Origin of the sequence: Pseudomonas sp. GL-RE-26 (assembly GCF_019956275.1) — a bacterium.
Lineage (GTDB): Bacteria > Pseudomonadota > Gammaproteobacteria > Pseudomonadales > Pseudomonadaceae > Aquipseudomonas > Aquipseudomonas grandcourensis.
The window spans coordinates 130,149-150,750 of sequence record NZ_JAHBDI010000002.1 but is presented as its reverse complement, the minus strand read 5'-3'; the positions used below and the strand labels follow the sequence as shown (position 1 = coordinate 150,750).

At 60.6% G+C, this 20,602-nt stretch carries 21 protein-coding genes; 6 read left to right on the top strand and 15 right to left on the bottom strand.

The annotated features are described in order from the left end of the window. Window positions 1–120: 120 nt before the first annotated feature. The 8 genes from murB to KGB07_RS01560 all read right to left on the bottom strand — a co-directional run bounded on the left by murB (window position 121) and on the right by KGB07_RS01560 (window position 6,984). A complete protein-coding gene (gene murB / locus KGB07_RS01595) occupies window positions 121–1,140 on the bottom strand; it encodes a UDP-N-acetylmuramate dehydrogenase (protein WP_046037482.1) in 1,020 nt (339 codons plus the stop codon). Continuing rightward, window positions 1,137–1,601, bottom strand: a complete 465-nt coding sequence (locus KGB07_RS01590) for a low molecular weight protein-tyrosine-phosphatase (RefSeq protein WP_046037483.1) — start codon at window positions 1,599–1,601, stop codon at window positions 1,137–1,139. The genes murB and KGB07_RS01590 overlap by 4 nt, the downstream gene beginning before the upstream one ends. Beyond that, entirely contained in the window at window positions 1,601–2,365 is a 765-nt protein-coding gene (gene kdsB / locus KGB07_RS01585; RefSeq protein ID WP_046037484.1) for a 3-deoxy-manno-octulosonate cytidylyltransferase, read from the bottom strand. Before kdsB ends, KGB07_RS01590 begins: the two co-directional genes overlap by 1 nt. Next, entirely contained in the window at window positions 2,362–2,547 is a 186-nt protein-coding gene (locus KGB07_RS01580; RefSeq protein ID WP_003179363.1) for a Trm112 family protein, read from the bottom strand. Before KGB07_RS01580 ends, kdsB begins: the two co-directional genes overlap by 4 nt. Before the next feature lie 24 nt (window positions 2,548–2,571). Further along, window positions 2,572–3,582 carry a tetraacyldisaccharide 4'-kinase gene (gene lpxK / locus KGB07_RS01575; protein WP_223464262.1) on the bottom strand — a complete coding sequence of 337 codons (1,011 nt, stop codon included), beginning with the start codon at window positions 3,580–3,582 and terminating at the stop codon, window positions 2,572–2,574. Then, a complete protein-coding gene (locus KGB07_RS01570; protein WP_223464261.1) occupies window positions 3,582–4,019 on the bottom strand; it encodes an ExbD/TolR family protein in 438 nt (145 codons plus the stop codon). The genes lpxK and KGB07_RS01570 overlap by 1 nt, the downstream gene beginning before the upstream one ends. Then, the gene (locus tag KGB07_RS01565; RefSeq protein ID WP_046037487.1) at window positions 4,016–4,651 is read right to left on the bottom strand and encodes a MotA/TolQ/ExbB proton channel family protein; all 636 of its coding nucleotides are present in this window, start codon (window positions 4,649–4,651) and stop codon (window positions 4,016–4,018) included. The genes KGB07_RS01570 and KGB07_RS01565 overlap by 4 nt, the downstream gene beginning before the upstream one ends. 98 nt (window positions 4,652–4,749) lie before the next feature. Next, window positions 4,750–6,984, bottom strand: a complete 2,235-nt coding sequence (locus KGB07_RS01560; RefSeq protein WP_223464259.1) for a DNA internalization-related competence protein ComEC/Rec2 — start codon at window positions 6,982–6,984, stop codon at window positions 4,750–4,752. A 134-nt stretch (window positions 6,985–7,118) separates the two neighbouring features. On the opposite strand from KGB07_RS01560, the gene KGB07_RS01555 reads away from it, so the two are divergent. Next, window positions 7,119–7,634 carry a DUF2062 domain-containing protein gene (locus KGB07_RS01555; RefSeq protein WP_046037489.1) on the top strand — a complete coding sequence of 172 codons (516 nt, stop codon included), beginning with the start codon at window positions 7,119–7,121 and terminating at the stop codon, window positions 7,632–7,634. Window positions 7,635–7,730: 96 nt separating this feature from the next. On the opposite strand, the gene KGB07_RS01550 is transcribed toward KGB07_RS01555, so the two are convergent. The 4 genes from KGB07_RS01550 to KGB07_RS01535 all read right to left on the bottom strand — a co-directional run bounded on the left by KGB07_RS01550 (window position 7,731) and on the right by KGB07_RS01535 (window position 10,898). Then, window positions 7,731–8,510 carry an ABC transporter permease gene (locus KGB07_RS01550; protein ID WP_046037490.1) on the bottom strand — a complete coding sequence of 260 codons (780 nt, stop codon included), beginning with the start codon at window positions 8,508–8,510 and terminating at the stop codon, window positions 7,731–7,733. Beyond that, a complete protein-coding gene (locus KGB07_RS01545; protein ID WP_223464257.1) occupies window positions 8,507–9,439 on the bottom strand; it encodes an ABC transporter ATP-binding protein in 933 nt (310 codons plus the stop codon). Before KGB07_RS01545 ends, KGB07_RS01550 begins: the two co-directional genes overlap by 4 nt. A 132-nt stretch (window positions 9,440–9,571) precedes the next feature. After that, window positions 9,572–10,195 carry a glutathione S-transferase family protein gene (locus KGB07_RS01540; RefSeq protein ID WP_046037492.1) on the bottom strand — a complete coding sequence of 208 codons (624 nt, stop codon included), beginning with the start codon at window positions 10,193–10,195 and terminating at the stop codon, window positions 9,572–9,574. Window positions 10,196–10,238: 43 nt separating this feature from the next. Beyond that, window positions 10,239–10,898 carry a transglutaminase-like domain-containing protein gene (locus KGB07_RS01535; RefSeq protein WP_046037493.1) on the bottom strand — a complete coding sequence of 220 codons (660 nt, stop codon included), beginning with the start codon at window positions 10,896–10,898 and terminating at the stop codon, window positions 10,239–10,241. Between the two features lie 249 nt (window positions 10,899–11,147). Between KGB07_RS01535 and KGB07_RS01530 the strand changes: the two genes are divergently transcribed. From KGB07_RS01530 to KGB07_RS01510, 5 genes are all read left to right on the top strand, one after another. Then, a complete protein-coding gene (locus KGB07_RS01530) occupies window positions 11,148–13,595 on the top strand; it encodes an acyl-CoA dehydrogenase (RefSeq protein ID WP_223464256.1) in 2,448 nt (815 codons plus the stop codon). A gap of 74 nt (window positions 13,596–13,669) precedes the next feature. Then, on the top strand, window positions 13,670–14,077 hold the full coding sequence (locus tag KGB07_RS01525; RefSeq protein ID WP_007991629.1) for a PA2817 family protein: 408 nt from the start codon (window positions 13,670–13,672) through the stop codon (window positions 14,075–14,077). 619 nt (window positions 14,078–14,696) lie between these two features. After that, window positions 14,697–15,920 carry a type II and III secretion system protein family protein gene (locus KGB07_RS01520; RefSeq protein WP_223464255.1) on the top strand — a complete coding sequence of 408 codons (1,224 nt, stop codon included), beginning with the start codon at window positions 14,697–14,699 and terminating at the stop codon, window positions 15,918–15,920. A gap of 119 nt (window positions 15,921–16,039) precedes the next feature. Further along, a complete protein-coding gene (locus KGB07_RS01515) occupies window positions 16,040–16,753 on the top strand; it encodes a hypothetical protein (RefSeq protein WP_223464254.1) in 714 nt (237 codons plus the stop codon). Between the two features lie 18 nt (window positions 16,754–16,771). Then, window positions 16,772–17,041, top strand: a complete 270-nt coding sequence (locus KGB07_RS01510; RefSeq protein ID WP_223464253.1) for a DUF3613 domain-containing protein — start codon at window positions 16,772–16,774, stop codon at window positions 17,039–17,041. Between the two features lie 141 nt (window positions 17,042–17,182). On the opposite strand, the gene KGB07_RS01505 is transcribed toward KGB07_RS01510, so the two are convergent. The 3 genes from KGB07_RS01505 to KGB07_RS01495 are packed head-to-tail and all read right to left on the bottom strand — an operon-like array spanning window position 17,183 to window position 20,600. Beyond that, window positions 17,183–18,145: a type II secretion system F family protein gene (locus tag KGB07_RS01505; protein WP_223464251.1), complete on the bottom strand. Its 963-nt coding sequence runs from the start codon at window positions 18,143–18,145 to the stop codon at window positions 17,183–17,185. A gap of 29 nt (window positions 18,146–18,174) precedes the next feature. After that, the gene (locus tag KGB07_RS01500) at window positions 18,175–19,161 is read right to left on the bottom strand and encodes a type II secretion system F family protein (RefSeq protein WP_223464250.1); all 987 of its coding nucleotides are present in this window, start codon (window positions 19,159–19,161) and stop codon (window positions 18,175–18,177) included. Then, entirely contained in the window at window positions 19,158–20,600 is a 1,443-nt protein-coding gene (locus KGB07_RS01495) for a CpaF family protein (protein ID WP_223464249.1), read from the bottom strand. The genes KGB07_RS01500 and KGB07_RS01495 overlap by 4 nt, the downstream gene beginning before the upstream one ends. Window positions 20,601–20,602: the final 2 nt, after the last annotated feature.

The window sequence follows — 20,602 nt, the reverse complement described above, 5'->3', positions numbered from 1 at the left end:
GACAGGGCTTTTTAGCTGCAAGCTTTAAGCTGCAAGCTTCAAGTAGAAGCAAAACAGCGAAAAACCTGAATTTAAGGATTGTAGCTTGCCGCTTGAAGCTTGTAGCTTGCGGCTGCTTCATCAATACCGGTTCGGCTCCATTTCCAGATCGACATGGAAACGCTCGAAAATGTCTTTCTGGATACGCTGCGCCAGGTTCAGCAATTGCAGACCCGTCGCGCCGCCATAGTTGACCAGTACCAGCGCCTGCAATTTATGCACGCCAGCATCAGCCTCGCGGAAACCTTTCCACCCTGCCCGCTCGATCAGCCATCCGGCGGCCAGCTTCATCTGCCCGTCGGGTTGCGCATAGGCCACCAGGTCCGGGTATTCGCCCTTGAGCCGTGCAGCCAGCACCGTCGATACCAAAGGGTTCTTGAAAAAGCTGCCGGCATTGCCGAGTACGGCCGGGTCCGGGAGTTTTTCGTTGCGGATGCTGCAAATGGCCTGACTGACATCGCTGGCGGTCGGATGCTCGATACCCTGCTCGGTCAGGCGCTGGCGCACCGGGCCGTACTCCAGGTGCAGATGCGCGGCGCGGTCGAGGGCGAAACGCACACGCAGGATCAACCAACGCCCCAGCTCCTGCTTGAACAGGCTGTCGCGGTAGGCGAAGTTGCACTCTTGCAATGTGAAGTCACGCAGTTCGCCGGTCTGGCGATCGAGGGCGGTCAGGCCGGCGAACACGTCCTTGATTTCGACACCATAAGCGCCAATGTTTTGCATCGGTGCCGCACCGACGGTGCCGGGAATAAGACTGAGGTTTTCCAGGCCGGACAACCCCTGGGACAGTGTGTGTTGCACAAAAGGATGCCAGGGCTCGCCCGCCTCGGCCTCGATCACCACTTTGCCGCCTTCATCGCTCAGCACGCGAATCCCGCGCGTGGCCATGCGCAGCACCAGCGAATCGATGTCCGCCGTCAGCAGCAGGTTGCTGCCGCCGCCGATCACCAGCACCGGGACCTTGTGTTCCAGCCCGTAGGCCAGGGCTTCGCGCACATCGGCGTCGCTATGGGCCTCGGCAAACAACCGGGCCTGGACATCCACGCCAAAGCTGTTGAACGGCTTGAGCGAAACCTGCGATTGAACCTGCAAACTCATAACCGTCCCTTCAATTCGATCACCAGCAAATCGCTGGCGTGCTCGATCAGGTCGAGCACCTGCTCGAAGCCTTGCTCGCCGTCGTAGTACGGATCCGGCACTTCATCCACCGGCGACTGGTAGCGACGCAGGAACAGGTCGAGTTCGGCCTTGCCCTTGGCCGGTTGCAAGGCCTTGAGGTTGCGCAGGTTGCTGTTGTCCATCGCCAGGATCAGGTCGTAGGTGGCGAAATCGGCACGGCTGACTTGCTGGGCGCGCTGGGTGGACAAGTCATAACCGCGCAGCTTCGCCGCGGCCTGACTGCGCTTGTCCGGCGCCTTGCCGACATGCCAGTCGCCGGTGCCGGCGGAGGCCACTTCAACCTGATCGGCCAAGCCGGCCTCGCGCAGCTTATGCCGCAGCACGCCTTCGGCCGTGGGTGACCGGCAGATGTTGCCCAGGCAGACAAACAGAACCCGCATCACGCCTCCAGCAGGCGACGAACGCGCTCAAGGTCTTCAACGGTATCGACACCGGCTGGCGGCGCGATCAGAGCGTCGGCGACGTGGATTCGCACGCCGTGCCACAGGGCACGCAGCTGCTCCAGGCACTCGGTGTTTTCCAGCCAGCATGGGCCCCAGCTGACGAAATCCTGCAGGAAACCGGCGCGGTAGGCATAGATGCCGATATGGCGGCGATACGGCACACCTTCCGGTAACTGCTCAGGGTTCACGGCAAATGCATCCCGCGCCCAAGGCAAGGTGGAACGGCTGAACGTCAGCGCCAGGCCATTGAGGTCGCTGACGACCTTGACCACGTTGGGATTGAACAGGGTGCCCGCGTCTTCGATCGGCTCGGCCAGGGTGGCCATGCGCGCTTCGGCGTGGGCCGCCAGGTTGGCGGCGACCTGATCGATCACGCTCGGCGGGATCAGCGGTTCGTCGCCCTGGACGTTGACCACGATGGCGTCGGGCGCCAGGCCCAGCTTCATCGCGACTTCGGCCAAGCGATCGGTGCCGGAGTTGTGATCTTCACGGGTCAACACCACTTCGGCACCAAAGCCTTTGCAGGCCTCGACGATGCGCGCGTCGTCGGTGGCCACCACCACCCGCTCGGCGCTGCTTTTGCTCGCCTGTTCCCAGACGTGCTGGATCATCGGTTTGCCGGCGATCAGCAGCATCGGCTTGCCCGGCAGGCGGGTGGAGGCGTAACGCGATGGAATGACGACGGTAAAGGCTGTGGTCATTTATCCAGGCGCTCGTCGGTAGTCAGGGTGCGCGCTTCGGATTCGAGCATCACCGGGATGCCATCGCGAATCGGGTAGGCCAGGCCTGCACCCTTACTGATCAGCTCGGTCTTGTCGGCGCTGAGCTTGAGCGGGCCTTTGCAGACCGGGCAAGCGAGGATATCGAGCAATTTGGTGTCCATGAGCATTCCCTGGAAAAAACGGAGTTAAGGCAACAAACGAGCCGGCAGCAGGCGCATCAGCTGTGTGTCGAACCAGGCCACGAAGGCCGGCGACGGCACGGCATCGACCGCCAGGTACCACCAGTCGGCGGCGGCAAAGGCACGGCATTTCACCGCGTCCTTTTCCGTCATCACCAACGGCAATGACGGCGTGAAATTCAACACCTCCACGCTGTATTCGGCGTGGTCGGCAAACGCATGTGGAACCGGCTGCCAGTGTAGCGTTTCGAGGGTCTTGAAGAAACGTTGCGGATTGCCGATGCCGGCCACCGCGTGCACAGCCTGGCCTGCGCCGAAGTGGTCAAGGGGACGTCGTTCGCCGCTGCGCAGGTTGACCAGCGCGGTGGGGCGCAATTGAAAGGCAAATCCATCATCGCGGTCAGCCACGGCACCGTTGTAGAGCACCGCGTCGACGCTTTGCAGGCGCTCGGCCGGCTCACGCAATGGCCCGGCGGGCAGGCATCGACGGTTTCCCAGGCCGCGGGCGGCGTCGATCAGCACCAGTTCCAGGTCACGGGCCAGGCGGTAGTGCTGCATGCCGTCGTCGGACAGGATCAGGTCCAGCGGCTCACTGGCCAGCAAGGCTTTGACGGCATTGCTGCGATTGGGGTCGATCATCAGCGGCACGCCCGTACGCTGGACGATCAGCAACGGCTCGTCACCGGCGACGTCGGCACCCTGCTCGGCCTCGACCCGCCACGGCAACTGCGGCGGTTTGGCGCCGTAGCCACGACTGACCACGCCGACGCGCAGGCCGCTGCGCTGGCAGTGTTCGATCATCCATAGAATCAGCGGCGTCTTGCCAGTGCCACCCACGGTGATGTTGCCGACCACGATCAGCGGCACCGGTGGTTGATAGATCTCGCCCTCACCCGCCAGAAAGCGCTTGCGCTTGTTCATGACCACGCGCCGGTACAGCCATTCCAATGGCCGCAACAGCTTCAGGGCCGGATGACCTGCGTACCACGCGGCGAGCAATCGATCGGACATGGCCATCAGGGCGCCGGGGGCGCCGGGGGCGCCGCCTCGATGGTGGTCATGCGCAAATGACTGAAGCCGAGTTTGCCGGCCGCATCCATGGCAGTCACCACGGACTGATGCTGAGTCTTGCCATCAGCGCTGATGGACAGCGGTCGGTTGGTGTCGCCGTTGGCTTCTTTTTGCAGCGCGTCCATCAGCGAAGCCAGGTCGCTTTTCGGCAAAATCTGGTTGTTCACCGAAAACACGCCGTCGGCACTGATGGCGATGTCCAAAGGTTTGCTCTGATCGTCGGCCGGCGTGCCGCTGACGGCTTCCGGCAGATCGACTCGCAACTGGGTTTCACGGGTGAAGGTGGTGGTCACGACAAAAAACAGCAGCAGGATGAACACCACGTCGATCAACGACGCGAGGTTGATGTCCACCGTTTCCCGTGGTTTGCGGCGGAATTTCACGCTTTGCTCCCGGTCAGGTCCACATCGCGATCGCCCTGCACCACTTCGACCAGCTTGATCGCTTCCTGCTCCATGCCCACCACCAGCTCATCGATCCGGCGTTGCAGGAAACGGTGGAAGAACACCGAAGGGATACCCACCATCAGGCCCGCAGCCGTGGTGATCAGGGCCTTGGAAATACCACCGGCCAGTACCGAGGCGTTGGTGGTCATGCCATTGCCTGTGAACGCACTGAAAATATCGATCATGCCCAGCACCGTACCCAGCAGGCCCAGCAACGGCGCCATGGCGGCGATGGTGCCTAGGGCGGCGACGTAGCGTTCGAGCTCATGGATAACCCGCTGTGCGGCCTCTTCGATGCACTCCTTCATGATCTCGCGACCATGCTTGGAGTTGGCCAGGCCGGCCGCCAGGATCTCGCCCAACGGGGAGTTGGCGCGCAGTTCCTTGAGTTTTTCCTTATTGAGCTGTTTGTCCTTGATCCAGACCCAGACCTGCCCGAGCAAGTGCTCCGGGGTCACGCGGCTGGCCCGCAGGGTCCACAGACGCTCGGCAACGATCGCCATGGCCGCGATGGAACTCAAAATGATCGGCAGCATCATCCAGCCGCCGGATTTGACCAATTCCCACACAGTGACAGCCCCCTCGAAAAAGTGCGCCACTCTAACATAGGGGGTGCAAGCACCGAAGACCGTGATGTCGCATCCGGTCGGGCTTTGATAATGCTCGGTTATGGGTTCAAGGGCGGCGGATCGCGCCAGAAACGCCGCTCCTGGCGCATTGACCACGGTGGCTCGAAGCGTCCCAGTTGCAGACGAATGGCTCCGTGTTCGACGCTGTCGTAGATCGCCATTCCACGTTTTTGATAACGCGCGATGACCGTCGCATGCGGATGGCCAAACGAATTGCCCTGCCCGCGGGAGATCAGCGCCCCTTTAGGTTGCAGGACATCCAGCAGGGCCATGGACGACGAACTGCGACTGCCGTGGTGTGGCGCCTGCAGCCAATCGGTGGGCACGGCCAGCGGACTGTCCAGCAAGGCCCTCTCGGCGGCGACATCAATGTCGCCACTCAACAGCAACCGCTCACCATTGGCCTCGATCAGCAGGACACAGGAGTTCTGGTTACTGTCGCCGGCCAATGGCCAGTGCCAAAGCTGGAAATCGACTTCATCCCAGGTCCATTGCCGACCGCTCTCACACTTCTCGGCCTGCAACCCCATAGGCAAGTCTGACGGCTCACCACTGACCACCTGTTCCACCGGCAAGCCCTTGGCAATCGCCCGGGCACCGCCGGCATGATCGGCGTGGGCGTGGCTGATCAGCATCAGGTCGAGCCCCTTCACCCCCAGTTTGCGCAATGCCGGCAGCACCACCCGCTCCCCTTGGTCGAGCTCACCGAAACGCGGTCCGGCGTCATACAGCAACGTGTGATGCCGAGTGCGCACCAGGATCGCCAAGCCCTGCCCCACATCAAATTGCCAGACTTCGGCCATACCTTCCTGCAAAGTCGGCCTGGGCGAAAAAACCAACATCAACAGCATGGGCCACCCCAACGGGCGCATCGGCAAGCCTCGCGGCAGTAATAGCAAAAAAGCACCCATGGCACCGATTACCCAGGCCCATAGCGGGACTGCCGCGGGCACCCACGCGGGAATCTGGCCGGAGACGACCCCCAGTCCCCTGAACCACCATTCGATCAGGCCGCCCGCCAGCCACAGCAGTTTTTCACCCAGGTAAGGCACCGGCAGCAACAGTGTCCCGAGCAACGCCGGTGGCAGGACCACCAGACTGATCCAGGGCACCGCGAACAAATTGGCCAGTGGCCCGCTGAGACTGATTGGTAACCCCAGTGCCAGTAACAATGGGCACAGTCCGATTGCAATCAGCCACTGGGCACGGGTCCAGGTCTGCCACCAACGCCAAGGCCCCAATCGTCCGCCGAAGGTCAATATCAAGACTGCCACGGCCGCGAAAGACAGCCAGAATCCAGGCTGAAGACTCGCCAACGGCTCCAGCAGCAAAATGCCGTCGAGTGCCAACAACAGTGGCCACCATGCACCAAGATGACGGAACCGCAGACGCCACAACAACACCATTGCAATCATCAGGCAGGCCCGCCGCACCGGCACCTCGAAACCGGCCAGCATCCCGTAACCGAGTGCAGCGGCGAATGCCAGGCCACACGCCCAGGGCAACCATGGTAGACGGCTCGGCCATAACCCAAAGCGGGCCAGGCCGGCGATCAGCAGATACACGACGCCCGCCAGCAACCCGATGTGCTGCCCGGAAATCACCAACAGATGCACCGTGCCGGTGTCCTGCAATACCTGCCAGTCTTCGCGACTCAGCCCGGCGCCGTCCCCGAGTACCAACGCCGTCAACGCGCCGCTTCGCCCTTGGGCATCCACCGCCAGCAAACGCTGACGGATTACATCGCGCCAAGCCCATCGGGCTGGCGCAAGGCGCTCGCCCTGCTTGACCGTCCCGGTCGCGCCAATGCGTTGTGCCAGCAACCAGGCCTGGTAATCGAAGGCCTGAGGATTGAGGAGCCCGACCGGGCGCTTCAACTTGACTGCCAGACGCCAGCGCTCTCCACTGTTCACCGGTGGCCCGCCATACCAGGCCAGACGCATTTGCCGCGGCAGCCGGGTACGTCGGGACTGGATGTCGGTCAATTCGAATCGCACGACACCGTCATCATGCCGGGGCAAGCCTGTGACCCGCCCTTCGACCCAGCGGGTTTCTCCGTCCAGCGCCGGCGGTAACCGGTCATCCAGCGCCCACTGCGCATTCACGCAGGCCCAACTCAAGCCGAACAGGTAAAACGCCACCGGATAGGTCCTGAACGGCAGCAACATCAAACCCGCCACCGGCATCGCCAGCCACAACCAGACCGGCGGTAATGCCGGTAAAAAACGCAAGGTCAACAGACCCAACGCCAGCGCCATCATCCCTGTGCGCATAAGCCCGTCCTTGAGAGTACCCTCAAGGCTTAGCCCGCCCTTCGCCTGGGCGTCGTCAATAATTGTCACAAAGTCTGAATGGGCAGTTCATAGAATCCAGACATACTTGCCGCCTTGACCGACCGAGAAGCCTTATGCCCCGGCGCTTATTCAAACGTTACATGCCAGATCCGATGAGCATCAGGGATCACAAATCCTTACGCTTTCTCGGCACGCTGTTGCATGACCCGAACCTGTGGCACCTCAACCGCCACTCCGTTGCCCGCGCCATGGCGGTGGGCTTGTTCGCCGCGTTCCTGCCGATCCCGCTGCAGATGCTGCTGGCGGCAATCCTCGCCATCATCGTGCGCGGCAACATGCCGATTGCCGTGAGCCTGGTCTGGCTGACCAACCCGATCACCATGCCCGCCGTGTTCTTCTGCACCTATCAGGCCGGAGCCTGGCTGATGGACGTTCCCGCCCGGCAGTTGCCGGACTCACTGACCTGGGAATGGATCAGGGGTGAGATCTCGACCTTGTGGCAACCGTTTCTGCTGGGCTCGGTGGTAACGGGGCTGGCACTCGGTGCGCTGGCCTACTTCCTGGTGATGATGTATTGGCGCTGGTGGGTGGCCAGGCAATGGAAGCGGCGCAAGAAGAGCCGGATGTGAGAATGCAAAACGGCCTCCACTTGGGAGGCCGTTTTTTTCGGTGTCTGGGCTGACGCCATCGCTGGCAAGCCAGCTCCTACAAAGGTTTGCTGCGGGTCAGGTACGCATCCCACGCCCGCTGACCAGCAACCGCGCACTACCGAGATACAGCACTGCGGTCGCGACCAGCATGAAGGCGATGGCCACGCTGATGCGGATATCCGATACCCCGAGGATGCCGTAACGGAACGCGTTGACCATGTGCAGCACCGGGTTGGCCAGGGACACGGTCTGCCAGAACGGCGGCAGCAAGGTGATCGAGTAGAAGACCCCGCCCAGGTAGGTCAGTGGCGTCAGCACGAAAGTCGGAATAATCGAAATGTCATCGAAGTTGCGCGCAAACACGGCGTTGATGAAGCCCAGCAGCGAGAAGATCGTTGCGGTCAGCACCACCACCAGAATGGTCACGCCCAGGTGATGCACCTGCAAGTGAGTGAAGAACAGCGACAGCAGGGTCACGATGATCCCCACCATCAACCCGCGCAGCACACCGCCCAGGGTGTAGCCGATCAGAATGGTGTGCGGCGACAGCGGCGAGACCATCAGTTCTTCGATGGAACGCTGGAACTTGCTGCCGAAGAAGCTCGACACCACGTTGCCGTAGGAGTTGGTGATCACCGACATCATGATCAGCCCCGGCACGATGTACTCCATATAAGTGAAGCCACCCATGTCGCCGATCTGCCGACCGATCAGATTACCGAAGATCACGAAGTACAGGACCATGGTGATGGCCGGCGGCAGCAAGGTCTGCGGCCAGATCCGGGTGAAGCGCCGGACTTCACGGTAAACGATGGTGTTGAGGGCAACGAGGTTGGGGCGCAGCTCGGAACTCATACCGCCACCTTCGACAGATTTTTCTCCACCAGGGACACGAACAACTCCTCGAGGCGATTGGTTTTGTTGCGCAGGCTCAGCACTTCGATGTTCTGCTGCACCAACTGGGTGAACAGCGCGGTGATGCCCATGGACTTCTCCACCTGGACTTCCAGGGTGTGGCTGTCGATCAGCCGGGACGGGTAGCCGAGCAACTGTGGCGCCACTTGCAACGTGTTCTTCATATCCAGCAGGAACGTTTCCACATGCAATTGGCCGAGCAACTGCTTCATGCTGGTGTTCTCGACAATGGTGCCGTGATCGATGATGCCGATGTTGCGGCACAACTGCTCAGCCTCCTCCAGGTAGTGGGTGGTGAGGATGATGGTGATGCCTTTCTGGTTCAGCTCGGTGAGGAAGCTCCACATCGAGCGACGCAGTTCGATGTCCACCCCGGCAGTCGGTTCGTCGAGGATCAGCAGGCGCGGTTCATGTACCAGCGCGCGGGCGATCATCAGGCGACGCTTCATGCCGCCGGACAGCGAGCGCGACGGCACGTCCTTCTTGTCCCACAGGCCGAGCTGGGTCAGGTACTGTTCGGCGCGTTCCTTGGCAATTTTCGCCGGGATGCCGTAGTAGCCGGCCTGGGTCACGACGATGTCGAAGGTCTTTTCGAACTGGTTGAAGTTGAATTCCTGAGGCACCACGCCGATGGAGCGCTTGAGCTGCGCAGGATTCCTGTCCAGGTCGTGACCGAAGATATTCACTGTGCCGCTGGTCTTGTTCACCAGGGTCGAGAGAATGCCGATGGTCGTGGATTTGCCGGCGCCGTTGGGGCCGAGCAAAGCGAAAAAGTCACCTTCGGCGACATCCAGATCGATACCACTCAAGGCCTGGAAACCGTTGCCGTAGGTTTTGGTTAGCTGCCGGATGGACAGAGCGGAACTCATATCTGATTTACGCACCAAGAAGGGAAGAAAGGGGTAAGTATGGGCGGCGGCGAACAATACAACCGCAGCGACCTGGCACAATGGTGCTTGTCGCCGCCACACAAGTACAGTCAAGCGTGTCGATAGTGAGTATTAAGTCAACGCGGTCATGACCGCCTTTTGATACGCCGGACGCTGTTTCAACCGGGCATACCAGGCTTGCAGATGAGGTTGCGGCGCACGTTCGATCGGCATCTCGAACCAGGCATAAATGAAACTGCCCAGGGGAATATCACCCATGCCGATCTCGTTTCCGGACAGGTAGGGCTTGTTCGCCAACGCCTGATCGGCCATCGCCAGCAGCGTGTCGCATTCCTTGATCGCCGCCTTGATGGCGGTCCAGTCCTGCTGGTCTGCCGGGGTACGCAGCACACCCCAGAACACAGTACGGAACGGGCCGGCAAAGCTTGAGGTGGTCCAGTCCATCCACTTGTCGGCAGTGGCGCGGGCCTTGAGATTGTTCGGGTACCAGGCCGTGCCGTCGGCATGCAAGGCCATCAGGTAACGCACGATGGCGTTGGATTCCCACAACACAAAACCGTCGTCTTCAATGACAGGCACGCGGCCATTGGGATTCATGGCGCGGTATTCGGGCGTATCGACGACACCAAAGGCGCCACCGGCATCAATCGCCTCATAGGCCAGTCCCAGTTCTTCGGCGGCCCACAATGGTTTTCTGACATTCGATGAGTTTTTCCGACCCCAGATCTTCAGCATGACCGCCTCTTTTTCGGTAAGTGGGCAGGCAGCATACGCCGGATCAGGCGCGACTCAAATCGCTCTGCATGTCGCCCAGCAACGGTTGCTGCTGCTCACCGAACAGGTGCGGATAGCATTTTTCCAGGTGTTCGAAAAAGAACACTTCAGGTACGTCGGCGAACTGGCCGTGATCGACGAGGTACTCCATCAGCTTCGCGCCATCGCGGTTGAACGGATGAAAAACGCTGTCGTTGACCCCGTCGAATTCCAGCGGCGCCACATTGAACAGGTCGCAGAGTTTGCGGTTGAACGCTGGCGTCGCCTTGACCCAACGATCCCGCAGATAAAACTCGGTGTAGCCGTGCATGGCGAACATGTCGCTCTTGAGCAACTCAAGCAGCCGTGGCGTCGACAGATGATTGCGCACATCCGCCAGGCCGATCCGCGCGGGAATCCCGCAATGCCGTGCTGCACCTGCCAGCAACGTGGCCTTGGGCACGCAGTAACTCTCCCCGGCCGCCAGCGCATAACTGCCGCGCAGGGTCTGCGGATCGCGACTGAAGGTGTACGGGTTGTAGCGCACCGCTTCGCGCACGGCGTAATAAAGACTGATCGCCTGCTCCAGCGGATCGCGACTGGCGCCACGGTGCTTTTCGGCGAACTCCACCACGGACGGATGGTCACTATCGATGAAGCGGCCGGGACTCAGATACTCGTGCATGAGAATAATCTCCTGGGGAAGCCCCGAGTCTAGCGAGAGCTTCAGCACAGAGATAACGACGTTTCGGCCAAACTTGGGCGCTTTGCCGCTCGCTCGATGAACGCTTTTCCCACGTGTGCGGCCCATTTGTCGCACGAAAATCATCCGGGGTTTCCCACGATTCCAATCACATCGTTCCAACCAGCCTGTTTCGCGGATGCCGTCTAAGCTCTGTGGGCTGGTTCGCCCTGGTTTCACGGAGGAATGAATATGCTGTTGTTGTGGATACTGGTTCTGCTGGTCGGGATTGCCTATTTGGCCCACCGCCGCATCGCCCCGCTGCCCGCCTTGGTCATCGTGGCCATCTATGTCGTGGCCATGGGCGCTTTCAGCCGCGCGCCGGGCTGGTTGCTGCTGGTTTACTGGGTACTGATCGCCGCCGTCGCAGCCCCCCTGCTGCTGCCCGACCTGCGCCGCAAACTGTTCAGCGCGCCGATGTTCAACTGGTTCCAGAAAACCCTGCCGCCCATGTCGCAAACCGAACGCGATGCCATCGACGCCGGCACGGTCTGGTGGGACGGCGAACTGTTCAGCGGCCGTCCGGACTGGAGCAAACTGCTGTCCTATCCCAAGGCGCAATTGAATGAAGAGGAACAGGCTTTCATCGATGGGCCGACCGAAACACTCTGCGCCATGGTCAGTGAATGGCAGCTCGGTCAAACCATGGACCTGCCGCCGCAAGCCTGGACCTTCATCAAGGACAACGGCTTTTTCGCCCTGATCATCCCCAAGGAGTTTGGTGGCAAGGGCTTCTCCGCCTACGCCCACTCGCAAGTGGCGATGAAACTGGCGAGCCACAGCGGCGACCTCGCCTCCACCGTGATGGTCCCCAACTCCCTCGGCCCGGCCGAACTGTTGCTGCATTACGGCACCGACGAACAACGCAATCATTACCTGCCTCGCCTGGCGCGCGGCGACGACATCCCGTGCTTTGCACTGACCGGTCCGCTGGCCGGCTCCGACGCCGGCGGCATGCCGGACTCCGGGGTGATCTGCAAAGGAGAATGGGAGGGCCAGGAAGTCCTCGGCCTGCGACTGAACTGGGAAAAGCGCTACATCACCCTCGGCCCGGTGGCCACCCTCCTCGGCCTGGCTTTCAAGGCCTACGATCCGGATCACCTGCTGGGCGACAAGGAAGACCTGGGCATCAGCCTGGCGCTGATTCCAACTGACATCGCCGGTGTCGAGATCGGCCGCCGGCATCTGCCGTTGGGCGCCGCATTCATGAATGGCCCGAACTCCGGCAAGGACGTGTTCGTCCCGCTGGAGTTCCTCATCGGCGGCCAGGAAATGCTCGGCAAAGGCTGGATGATGCTGATGAATTGCCTGTCGGTCGGGCGTTCGATTTCCCTGCCGGCGGTGGGCACCGGCATGGCCAAGTTCACCAGCCTGGTCACGGGCCAATACGCTCAGGTTCGCGAGCAGTTCAATGTGCCAATTGCTTCGTTCGAAGGCATCCAGGAAGCCATGGCACGCATTGGCGGCAACGCCTGGATGATGGACGCCGCCCGCATGCTGACCGCCAATGCGGTCGATCTGGGCGAGAAACCGTCGGTGCTGTCGGCGATTCTCAAGTACCACCTGACCGAACGCGGCCGCGACTGCATCAGCGATGCCATGGATGTGCACGGCGGCAAGGCGATCATCATGGGGCCGAACAACTACCTTGGTCGCAAATGGAACGGCGCGCCGATTTTCATCACCGTCGAAGGCGCGAACATTCTTTCACGCAACCTGATGATCTTCGGCCAGGGCGCGATTCGCTGCCATCCCTTCGTGCTCAAGGAAATGGCCCTCGCCGGCCGTGAAGACAAGGATCAGGCGCTCAGAGAGTTCGATGAGCTGCTGCTCAAGCACATCGGTTTCGCCGTGGGCAACGCCGCCAGTACGCTGGTGCTCAATCTCGGTTTCGGGCACCTGGAACACACCCCGGGCGACAAACTCAGCCAGGGTTATTTCCGCGCCCTCAACCGTCAGGCCGCTGCATTCGCCCTGCTCGCCGACCTCAGCATGATGTTGCTGGGCGGCGCACTGAAACGCCGCGAACGCCTGTCCGCACGACTGGGCGACGTACTGAGCAACCTTTACCTGGCGTCCGCCGCACTCAAGCGCTACAACGACCTCGACTCACCGCAGTACATGACACCACTGGTGGCCTGGGCCATGGAAGAAAGCCTCGGCCAGGCGGAACGGGCCATGGATGAACTGCTGAGCAACTTCCCGAACAAAGTCGTCGGCTGCCTGTTGCGAGTGATCGTGTTCCCGTTCGGTCGCCGACACAAAGGGCCATCGGACAAACTCGGTGCCGAAGTCGCTGGGGTGATTGGCCGCGCCAAGGGCGACCCGGCACTGGAGGAAGTGCTCCTGGGTTGCTACCGCCCGCAAGGGAGCGACGATCCGGTCGGCGCATTGCAACACGCCTGCAATCTGTTGAGCGCCGCACAGCCGTTGCAGAAGAAGTTGCATGTGGCACTCAAGAGTGGCCAGGTCAAACCGGTGGCCGGCGAGTCGGTGATCGATGCTGCCCTCGAAGCTGGCGTGTTGCAACCGGTGGAAGCCCAAACCCTGCGTGAAGCCGAGGCGGCCCGGCGCAAGGTGATCGATGTGGATGATTTTGACCAAGAGACCTTGGCACTGGCCGAGGGAAAAGTCCGCTGATCCCTTCAAACATGTAAAAACGGGCGCGGCCGCTTTATACTCCCGCGCCCGTTTTGCTCTTGAGGACTTATCTCGTGTCCAACATCGTTGCCGATCATCTCGTTTTACTCGACCACCTGCGCAGCATCCTGGTCGCCGTAGGTGAGGCCGAGCAGGTTCCCGAAGAAAGCCATGCCTTGTTCCTTGAGCGCTTCGACGAGCTGCTGGCGTCACTGCCGATCGATCCGATCGAAAGCCAATACCTGGGCCAGGACATCCTGACTCAAGTCATTTCCCGTTATCCGCAAATCGCCCACCTGATTCCACGGGATCTGCTGTGGTATTTCGCCGGTGACTGCCTGCACTACTTGTCCGATGAAGAAATCGACCTGTATCAGGCACTGGAAGAACGCCGCTTCGAAGCCGAACAGAACGACGAACCTTTCGACTGGAACCAGGAAAAGCAGCTGCTGGCGCTGTCGAACCAGGACAGCAAGCACTGATCTTCAATCAGTGATGCCAAAGGCCCGCATGCTTGAGCATGCGGGCCTTTTTTTGTTTATTGCCTTCAACGCAACCCGCCAGTTTCAGGCAACCGCACTGTGCTGCGACCTTGCCCGCCCCCTCCGCCCGCCCGCCTGATTCGAGCCTTTGCACCAATAGTTTTCTCTCTAACTCATGGCACTTTGGTTTGATTGAACTACCTTCAAACTACAAGAAGTCATAACGGCTCGAGTTTCCACGTTAGCTTCAGTGATCAGATAGCGGATTGGCAAAAGGAGTTACCTCACCATGATCCTGACAGGCGTTTTCCGGCTCTGTACCTGCATTGCCGATTACTTTCAGGGGGAACCAGGACAGCGGACAGCGCCGTCCATAGCCGCGAGTATCGCTCTTGCCGGCAGTCCAGGTCACCGGATCACTGAAAACCGTTTCAGCAAAGGTCGCTCGCTATCCAGCCGGATCAGCGAATTGCGCCCGCTCGTGTGTAGCACGCAAGGAATAACGCCTGGGCCATGGATGAGTGGTCTGGCGCATTGGGGGGGATAGTCCGATCCCCATGAAGTGATCCGAGACAACTCGGCCTGACTAAAGATGGCCTATCCAGCGAGGATGTACTCAATGAGCTTTCGTACCGAGCCCGCTTTCAAGCGAATTATCCATGGCCTGTTCTGGATGGGCCTCAGCGTGGAAGCGGCTCAGGCCGCGCCGGCCAATTGCCCGCAACTGGACAATTGGCCGACAACGTACGAGGTCGGTCAGGGACTGCAGAATGAACTGCGCAGCCCCGTTCCGGTCACGCAACTGGCGGTGGGTGACCCGAAAATTGCCGACGTGCAACCCAGCGGCAGCAACGCCTTCATACTCACGGGCATTGCGCCGGGGACCACCAGCCTGATGGTCTGGACCGCCTGTTCGAAAACGCCGCGCCAAAGCATGGTATTCGTCAAGGGCAAGGCCACGTCAGCGCTGACCAGCGCGCCGACGGTGCCTTCCGACGACCCGCTGCTGCCTAGCCAGGTGCAGACCGATGTCCGCTTCGTTGAAGTCAGCCGGACCAAGCTCAAGGAGGCCTCCGCCTCGATTTTCGGCGTCCGGGGCAACTGGCTGTTCGGCTCGCCGAGAACCTTGCCCACCATCGGCGGCATAGTCACGCCGTCGATACCGGTGAGAAACGACCAGTTCAACCTCACGTTTGCTACCGGCAATACCCTGGTGGCGATCAACGCGCTGGAAGGCAGCGGTTTCGCCTACACCCTGGCGCGACCAAGCCTGGTTGCGCTCAGCGGGCAAAGTGCGAGCTTTCTGGCCGGCGGTGAAGTACCGATTCCAGTGCCAAGTTCAGGCAGCGATAACGTGTCCATCGAGTACAAGGAATTCGGTATACGTCTGACCCTGACGCCAACCATCGTCGGGAAAAACCGAATCGCACTGAAGGTGGCGCCGGAAGTCAGTGAACTGGATTTCACCAACGCCGTGAGCATCGCCGGCACGATAGTCCCGGCCCTGACCGTACGCCGCACCGATACCAGCATCTCCCTGGCCGACGGCGAAAGCTTCGTCATCAGCGGCCTGATCAGCACCCACAACGACTCCCAGGTGAACAAGTTTCCGGGGTTGGGCGATATCCCGATTCTGGGCGCGTTTTTCCGCGACAACACCATCAATCGTGAAGAGCGCGAACTGCTGATGATCGTCACCCCCCATCTGGTCCAGCCACTGGCTGCCAATGCACAACTACCGACACTGCCTGGCGAACAGCTGCGCAATTACGACCCGAACTTCTACCGCATGTTCTTCCTGGAAAATGGCGACTTCGACAGTCTCAGCGGGCTCTCGCAATGAACCGAAGCCTGAACCGCACAGACCTCGCCCTCACTCGTAACGGTGACTTTGAACGCTTGCCGGGCCAGCTGTACTGCCATTGGCCAGGCGTTCAACGTGTTGTAGCCAGAGGACACTCAATGAAAGCAGTCATTGCAATAGCGGCGACATTAATGCTCGCAGGTTGTGCCAGCAATGGCATGCCTTCGCGACCGGGTAGCTGTGCCAAGCCCGGTTCGGACCAGGAACTGTCCCTGAACCTGGCCGACAACATGGCCAGCGAAGGCCGTTTGTATGCCAGCCTGGCGAATCTGGAAGGGTTGCCCGATAGCCTGGTCCAGGTTCGCCTGCGCAAGGCTCGGGTGCTGCGCTTGATGGGGCGTAACTCGGAGGCGGAGCCGTTGTATCAAAGCTTGCTCGGCACCTGTCTGGCGGCTGAAGGGGAACATGGTCTGGGCCAATTGGCCGCCGCCAGAAATGATAACGCCACCGCTATCACTCACCTTGAGCGTGCGGTGTGGATGGCCCCCACCGACGACAGGATGCGTAATGACCTTGGGGTCGTCTACCTCAATCAGCGACGTATCCCCGAAGCACGCATTGAGTTCATGACCGCCATGGAGCTCAAGCAGGCAAACACACTGGCGGCACTCAATATGGTGACGCTGCTGATCTACCAGGATAACTGGAAGGCGGCTGCCGACCTCGTGACCCGCGCCGACTTGAGCCCCAAGCAATTCGCAGAGGCTCAAACCCGCGCGGAAAAACTCAAGGCCTCTGCCAAAAAAGTGGTGGCTATCGATGGGAATCGCAAGACTGAGGTAGCCGATGCCTCTTCCAGTGCGAACAAGTAGAACGTACGAGGAGTCGAGATGAATACCAAAAGGCTGTTGATCGTGTGCATGGCTTGCCTGTCCACCAGTGCCTGGGCCATTGAGCCGGGGCCCTCCTCGCCGTATCAACAAGGTACCGAGCAGTGGTTGCAGCTACAGATTCGCGGTGTAGTTGCCTCCCCTCACCTGCAAACCGCTTCGGCCACCGAACGTGACTTGACCATGCAGCGCTGGCTGAATAGCTTCAATTACCCGATTCCGCAGTTTTATGACCAGGATACAGCGGGACAAATGACCATCGGCAACTGAGGCATATCGATGGGTGATCAGCCTCTGGCGAAGTCCAGAGTGGCCTGGCTGCAAAGCCGGGCTTGATGTCGTGTGCAGGAAAGTGCAGATCAGGCTCCGGTGGCAAGGCTGTCGCACTCGGCAGCCTCCCGCCCGTTTTCATCACCCGAATGCTCTGAGTACCCCGATCATCGCTGGGCCGATGGCAATCAGAAAGAAGCTCGGCCACAGGCAGAAAATCAGCGGGAATATCATCTTGGTGCCAATTTTTGCCCCCATCTCTTCGGCGGCCTGCGTACGCCGGTCACGGAACTCATCGGCATAGATGCGCAAGGTGTCGGCCACGCTGGTACCAAAGCGGATACTCTGCGCCAACAGGTTGACCAGCCCTTGTACGTCATCCAGGCCAGTGCGCACAGCCAGTTGCTTGAGTGCCTCGGTACTGGAAATGCCCGCGCGGATTTGTGCATTGACCGTGGCCAGCTCTTCAGCCAGTTCGACCTGACTGACCGACATCTCCTCAGCCACCCGTTCGATGGTCGTGGGCAAGGCCAGGCCGGACTCCACGCACACCACCATCAGATCCAGCGCATCCGGAAACGCGGCACGCAGCCGGCCTTGTCGCAACTGCTTGCGCTTGGCGACATACAGCGCCGGCAGCAACCATCCGACACCGGCCACCATGGCCACCAACAGCATCCCCATGATCAGGGACACTTTGGGAATCATCGGCACCAGCAGCAACGCAATACCGACCAATAACAGCGGCAACATCAAGCGTACCGCCCAGTACATCTGCACCGCCGACGAGGAGCGGTATCCCGCATGCATCAACAGGGTCTGGGTGACGGACGTTTGAGCCGATTCGGCCGTGCCAAAGCGATGGCCGACCCGCTCGAGCAACAGTTGCAGGTTCCCCGGAGCTTCCTGCCCGGTCGTGTTGCCTAAATGACCACGCTTGATTAGCGCCAGACGACGCTGCACCGGGTCCTGAAGACCCTGCATCAACAAGATCACGGCGACGACCACAAGCACCGTACTCAAACCGATCGCGCCAAGGAACAACAGGCGCGCCATCTCCTCGTTCCCCGCGACCCGACTGAATAACCCGAGCAAAAAGTCCATGACTTGTACCTCCCGGTAGCGAATACCGCTTAAACCTGAATCCGGATGATTTTGCGAATCCAGGAAATCCCGATCAACATGGCGCAGAACGCCCCGATGATCAGCTTGTGACCGGTGGGATCATTGAGCAGCACCGGCAGGTATTTAGGGGTAGTAATCACGATCGCCGCCGCCAGCACGAAAGGAATGGCCACCAGTATCCAGGCCGACATCCTCCCTTCGGCCGACAGGGTCTTGACCTTGCGCTGGAAGCGAAAGCGCCCGCGGATCAGGCGACTCAGACGCTCCAGCACCTCGGTCAGATTGCCGCCGGTCTCGCGATGGATAAGGATCGAGGTCACCAGCATCATCACCGTCATGCTTGGCATCCTCTCCAGCAGGCCGAGCATGGCCCGGCGTACATCGTTGCCATAGTTGATATCGGAGAAGGTCAGGCCAAACTCCTGAGCGACCGGTCCCTTGTGCTCCTCGGCCACCAGGCGCAGGGTTTCATTGAATGGGTGCCCGGCGCGCAGAGCGCGGCACATGGCATCCAGCGCATCCGGCAGGCCTTCCTCGAACGCAGCGAACCGCTTGCCACGGTCGCGAGAGATTTTCAGTATGGGTAACCAGAAAACCGCGAACCCCGCCACCAGCGCCATCCACCAGACTGACGAAACAATCCAGATCAAGATACCCGTCGAGCCCCCTAGCACCAGCCCGAGCAGTAATACCCGATAGGCCCGGTATTCGTGCCCGGACTGCTCAATCATTTGCGTCAATGCCTCCATCAAGGGCAGCTGTTCAAGCCTGGCCTCCAGTGGCGACAAACGCGTCAGGTATTTCTGCCGCAACACCGTCTGCATGTTGGGCAAATTATTGGCTTTCTCCAGTACGTGCAGGCGGCCACGGATGCGCTTGCGCATCTTGCCGGCCTCGCCGAACACCGGCACCACCACGCCCTGGGACAGGAGGAACACGGCGATAAACACCATGCCGAGGAACATCAGAATGAATTCACCAGGAATCTGGTTCATGACTGCCGTGCCTCCATCCATTCAGGCCTGAACATCGTCAGCGGCAACTCGATGCCGCGCTTGGCCAGCACATCGCGGAAGGCGGGGATCATGCCGCTGGGTCGATAATCACCCAGCACTTCGCCGTTTTCGCCCATGCCATGGCGCGCGAAGGAGAAAATTTCGGTCATGGTGATGATCTCGCCCTCCATGCCGTTGATCTCCTGCACGCTGACCAGACGACGCTTACCGTCCTCCTGGCGTTCCAGCTGGATCACCACATCAATGGCCGATGCGATCTGCTGACGCATGGCCTTGATCGGGAAGGTTGCCCCGGTCATCGACACCATGTTCTCGACCCGCCCCAACGCATCGCGCGCGGTGTTGGCGTGAATCGTGGTCAACGAACCGTCGTGGCCGGTGTTCATCGCAGTCAGCATGTCCAGCGCCTCGACGCCGCGCACTTCGCCGATCACGATGCGGTCCGGGCGCATCCGCAGGCTGTTGCGCACCAACTCCCGCTGGCTCACCTCACCGCGCCCCTCGATATTCGAAGGCCGGGTTTCCAGGCGCACCACGTGGGGCTGCTGCAGTTGCAGTTCGGCCGAATCCTCGATGGTGACAATCCGCTCGTTGTGCGGAATGAAACTGGACAAGACATTGAGCATGGTGGTCTTGCCGCTGCCGGTACCGCCGGAAATCAGCACGTTCAAGCGCCCACGCACAATCGCCTTGAGCAGCAGGGCAATGGCCGGGGTCAACGTCCCTACCTGGATCAGGCTGTCGGTATTGAGCAGGTCCACGGCGAAGCGCCGGATCGACATGCTCGGGCCGTCGATGGCCAGCGGCGGGATAATCGCGTTGACCCGCGAACCGTCCTTGAGCCGGGCGTCCACCAACGGCGAAGACTCATCGATACGCCGCCCCAGACTGGAAACGATGCGGTCGATGATGTTCAGCAAATGCTGATCATCGCGAAAGCGCACATCGGTGCGTTGCAGTTTGCCGAAGCGCTCGACATAGACCGAGGCAAAGCCGTTGACCAGGATGTCGGACACGCTGTGATCGGCCAGCAACGGTTCCAGGGGGCCAAGGCCGAGCACTTCGTCGGTGATCTGCTTGATGATCAACTGGCGACTGGAAGAACTCACCGGTGCCGAATGCTCATCGAGCAGACGCTGGCAAATATCGCGAATCTGCCGCGCGGCCTCAGCCTGTTCAAGGGAGTCCAGCAAGGACAGGTCCATGACCTTGAGCAACTGCTGGTAGATCTTTTCTCGCCACTCGGCTTCAACCGGGGTGACCTGGGTTCTGGTTTCGTACAGTACATCCGGGATTGCATGCTCCCAAGCCATCAATTCGTCTGCCGGATCCGGCAGGTCACCGCCCGACGGGGCAACCGACGATGAGGCGGTTTTAGCGGACTGTTTGCGCAAACGGTTACGAAAGTCACTGATCATGG

Coding starts and splice junctions, on each gene's coding strand:
- murB (WP_046037482.1), bottom strand. CDS start 1,140: ATGAGTTTGCAGGTTCAATCGCAGGTTTCGCTCAAGCCGTTCAACAGC.
- KGB07_RS01590 (WP_046037483.1), bottom strand. CDS start 1,601: ATGCGGGTTCTGTTTGTCTGCCTGGGCAACATCTGCCGGTCACCCACG.
- kdsB (WP_046037484.1), bottom strand. CDS start 2,365: ATGACCACAGCCTTTACCGTCGTCATTCCATCGCGTTACGCCTCCACC.
- KGB07_RS01580 (WP_003179363.1), bottom strand. CDS start 2,547: ATGGACACCAAATTGCTCGATATCCTCGCTTGCCCGGTCTGCAAAGGC.
- lpxK (WP_223464262.1), bottom strand. CDS start 3,582: ATGGCCATGTCCGATCGATTGCTCGCCGCGTGGTACGCAGGTCATCCG.
- KGB07_RS01560 (WP_223464259.1), bottom strand. CDS start 6,984: ATGCGCACAGGGATGATGGCGCTGGCGTTGGGTCTGTTGACCTTGCGT.
- KGB07_RS01555 (WP_046037489.1), top strand. CDS start 7,119: ATGCCCCGGCGCTTATTCAAACGTTACATGCCAGATCCGATGAGCATC.
- KGB07_RS01550 (WP_046037490.1), bottom strand. CDS start 8,510: ATGAGTTCCGAGCTGCGCCCCAACCTCGTTGCCCTCAACACCATCGTT.
- KGB07_RS01545 (WP_223464257.1), bottom strand. CDS start 9,439: ATGAGTTCCGCTCTGTCCATCCGGCAGCTAACCAAAACCTACGGCAAC.
- KGB07_RS01540 (WP_046037492.1), bottom strand. CDS start 10,195: ATGCTGAAGATCTGGGGTCGGAAAAACTCATCGAATGTCAGAAAACCA.
- KGB07_RS01535 (WP_046037493.1), bottom strand. CDS start 10,898: ATGCACGAGTATCTGAGTCCCGGCCGCTTCATCGATAGTGACCATCCG.
- KGB07_RS01530 (WP_223464256.1), top strand. CDS start 11,148: ATGCTGTTGTTGTGGATACTGGTTCTGCTGGTCGGGATTGCCTATTTG.
- KGB07_RS01520 (WP_223464255.1), top strand. CDS start 14,697: ATGAGCTTTCGTACCGAGCCCGCTTTCAAGCGAATTATCCATGGCCTG.
- KGB07_RS01515 (WP_223464254.1), top strand. CDS start 16,040: ATGAAAGCAGTCATTGCAATAGCGGCGACATTAATGCTCGCAGGTTGT.
- KGB07_RS01510 (WP_223464253.1), top strand. CDS start 16,772: ATGAATACCAAAAGGCTGTTGATCGTGTGCATGGCTTGCCTGTCCACC.
- KGB07_RS01505 (WP_223464251.1), bottom strand. CDS start 18,145: ATGGACTTTTTGCTCGGGTTATTCAGTCGGGTCGCGGGGAACGAGGAG.
- KGB07_RS01500 (WP_223464250.1), bottom strand. CDS start 19,161: ATGAACCAGATTCCTGGTGAATTCATTCTGATGTTCCTCGGCATGGTG.
- KGB07_RS01495 (WP_223464249.1), bottom strand. CDS start 20,600: ATGATCAGTGACTTTCGTAACCGTTTGCGCAAACAGTCCGCTAAAACC.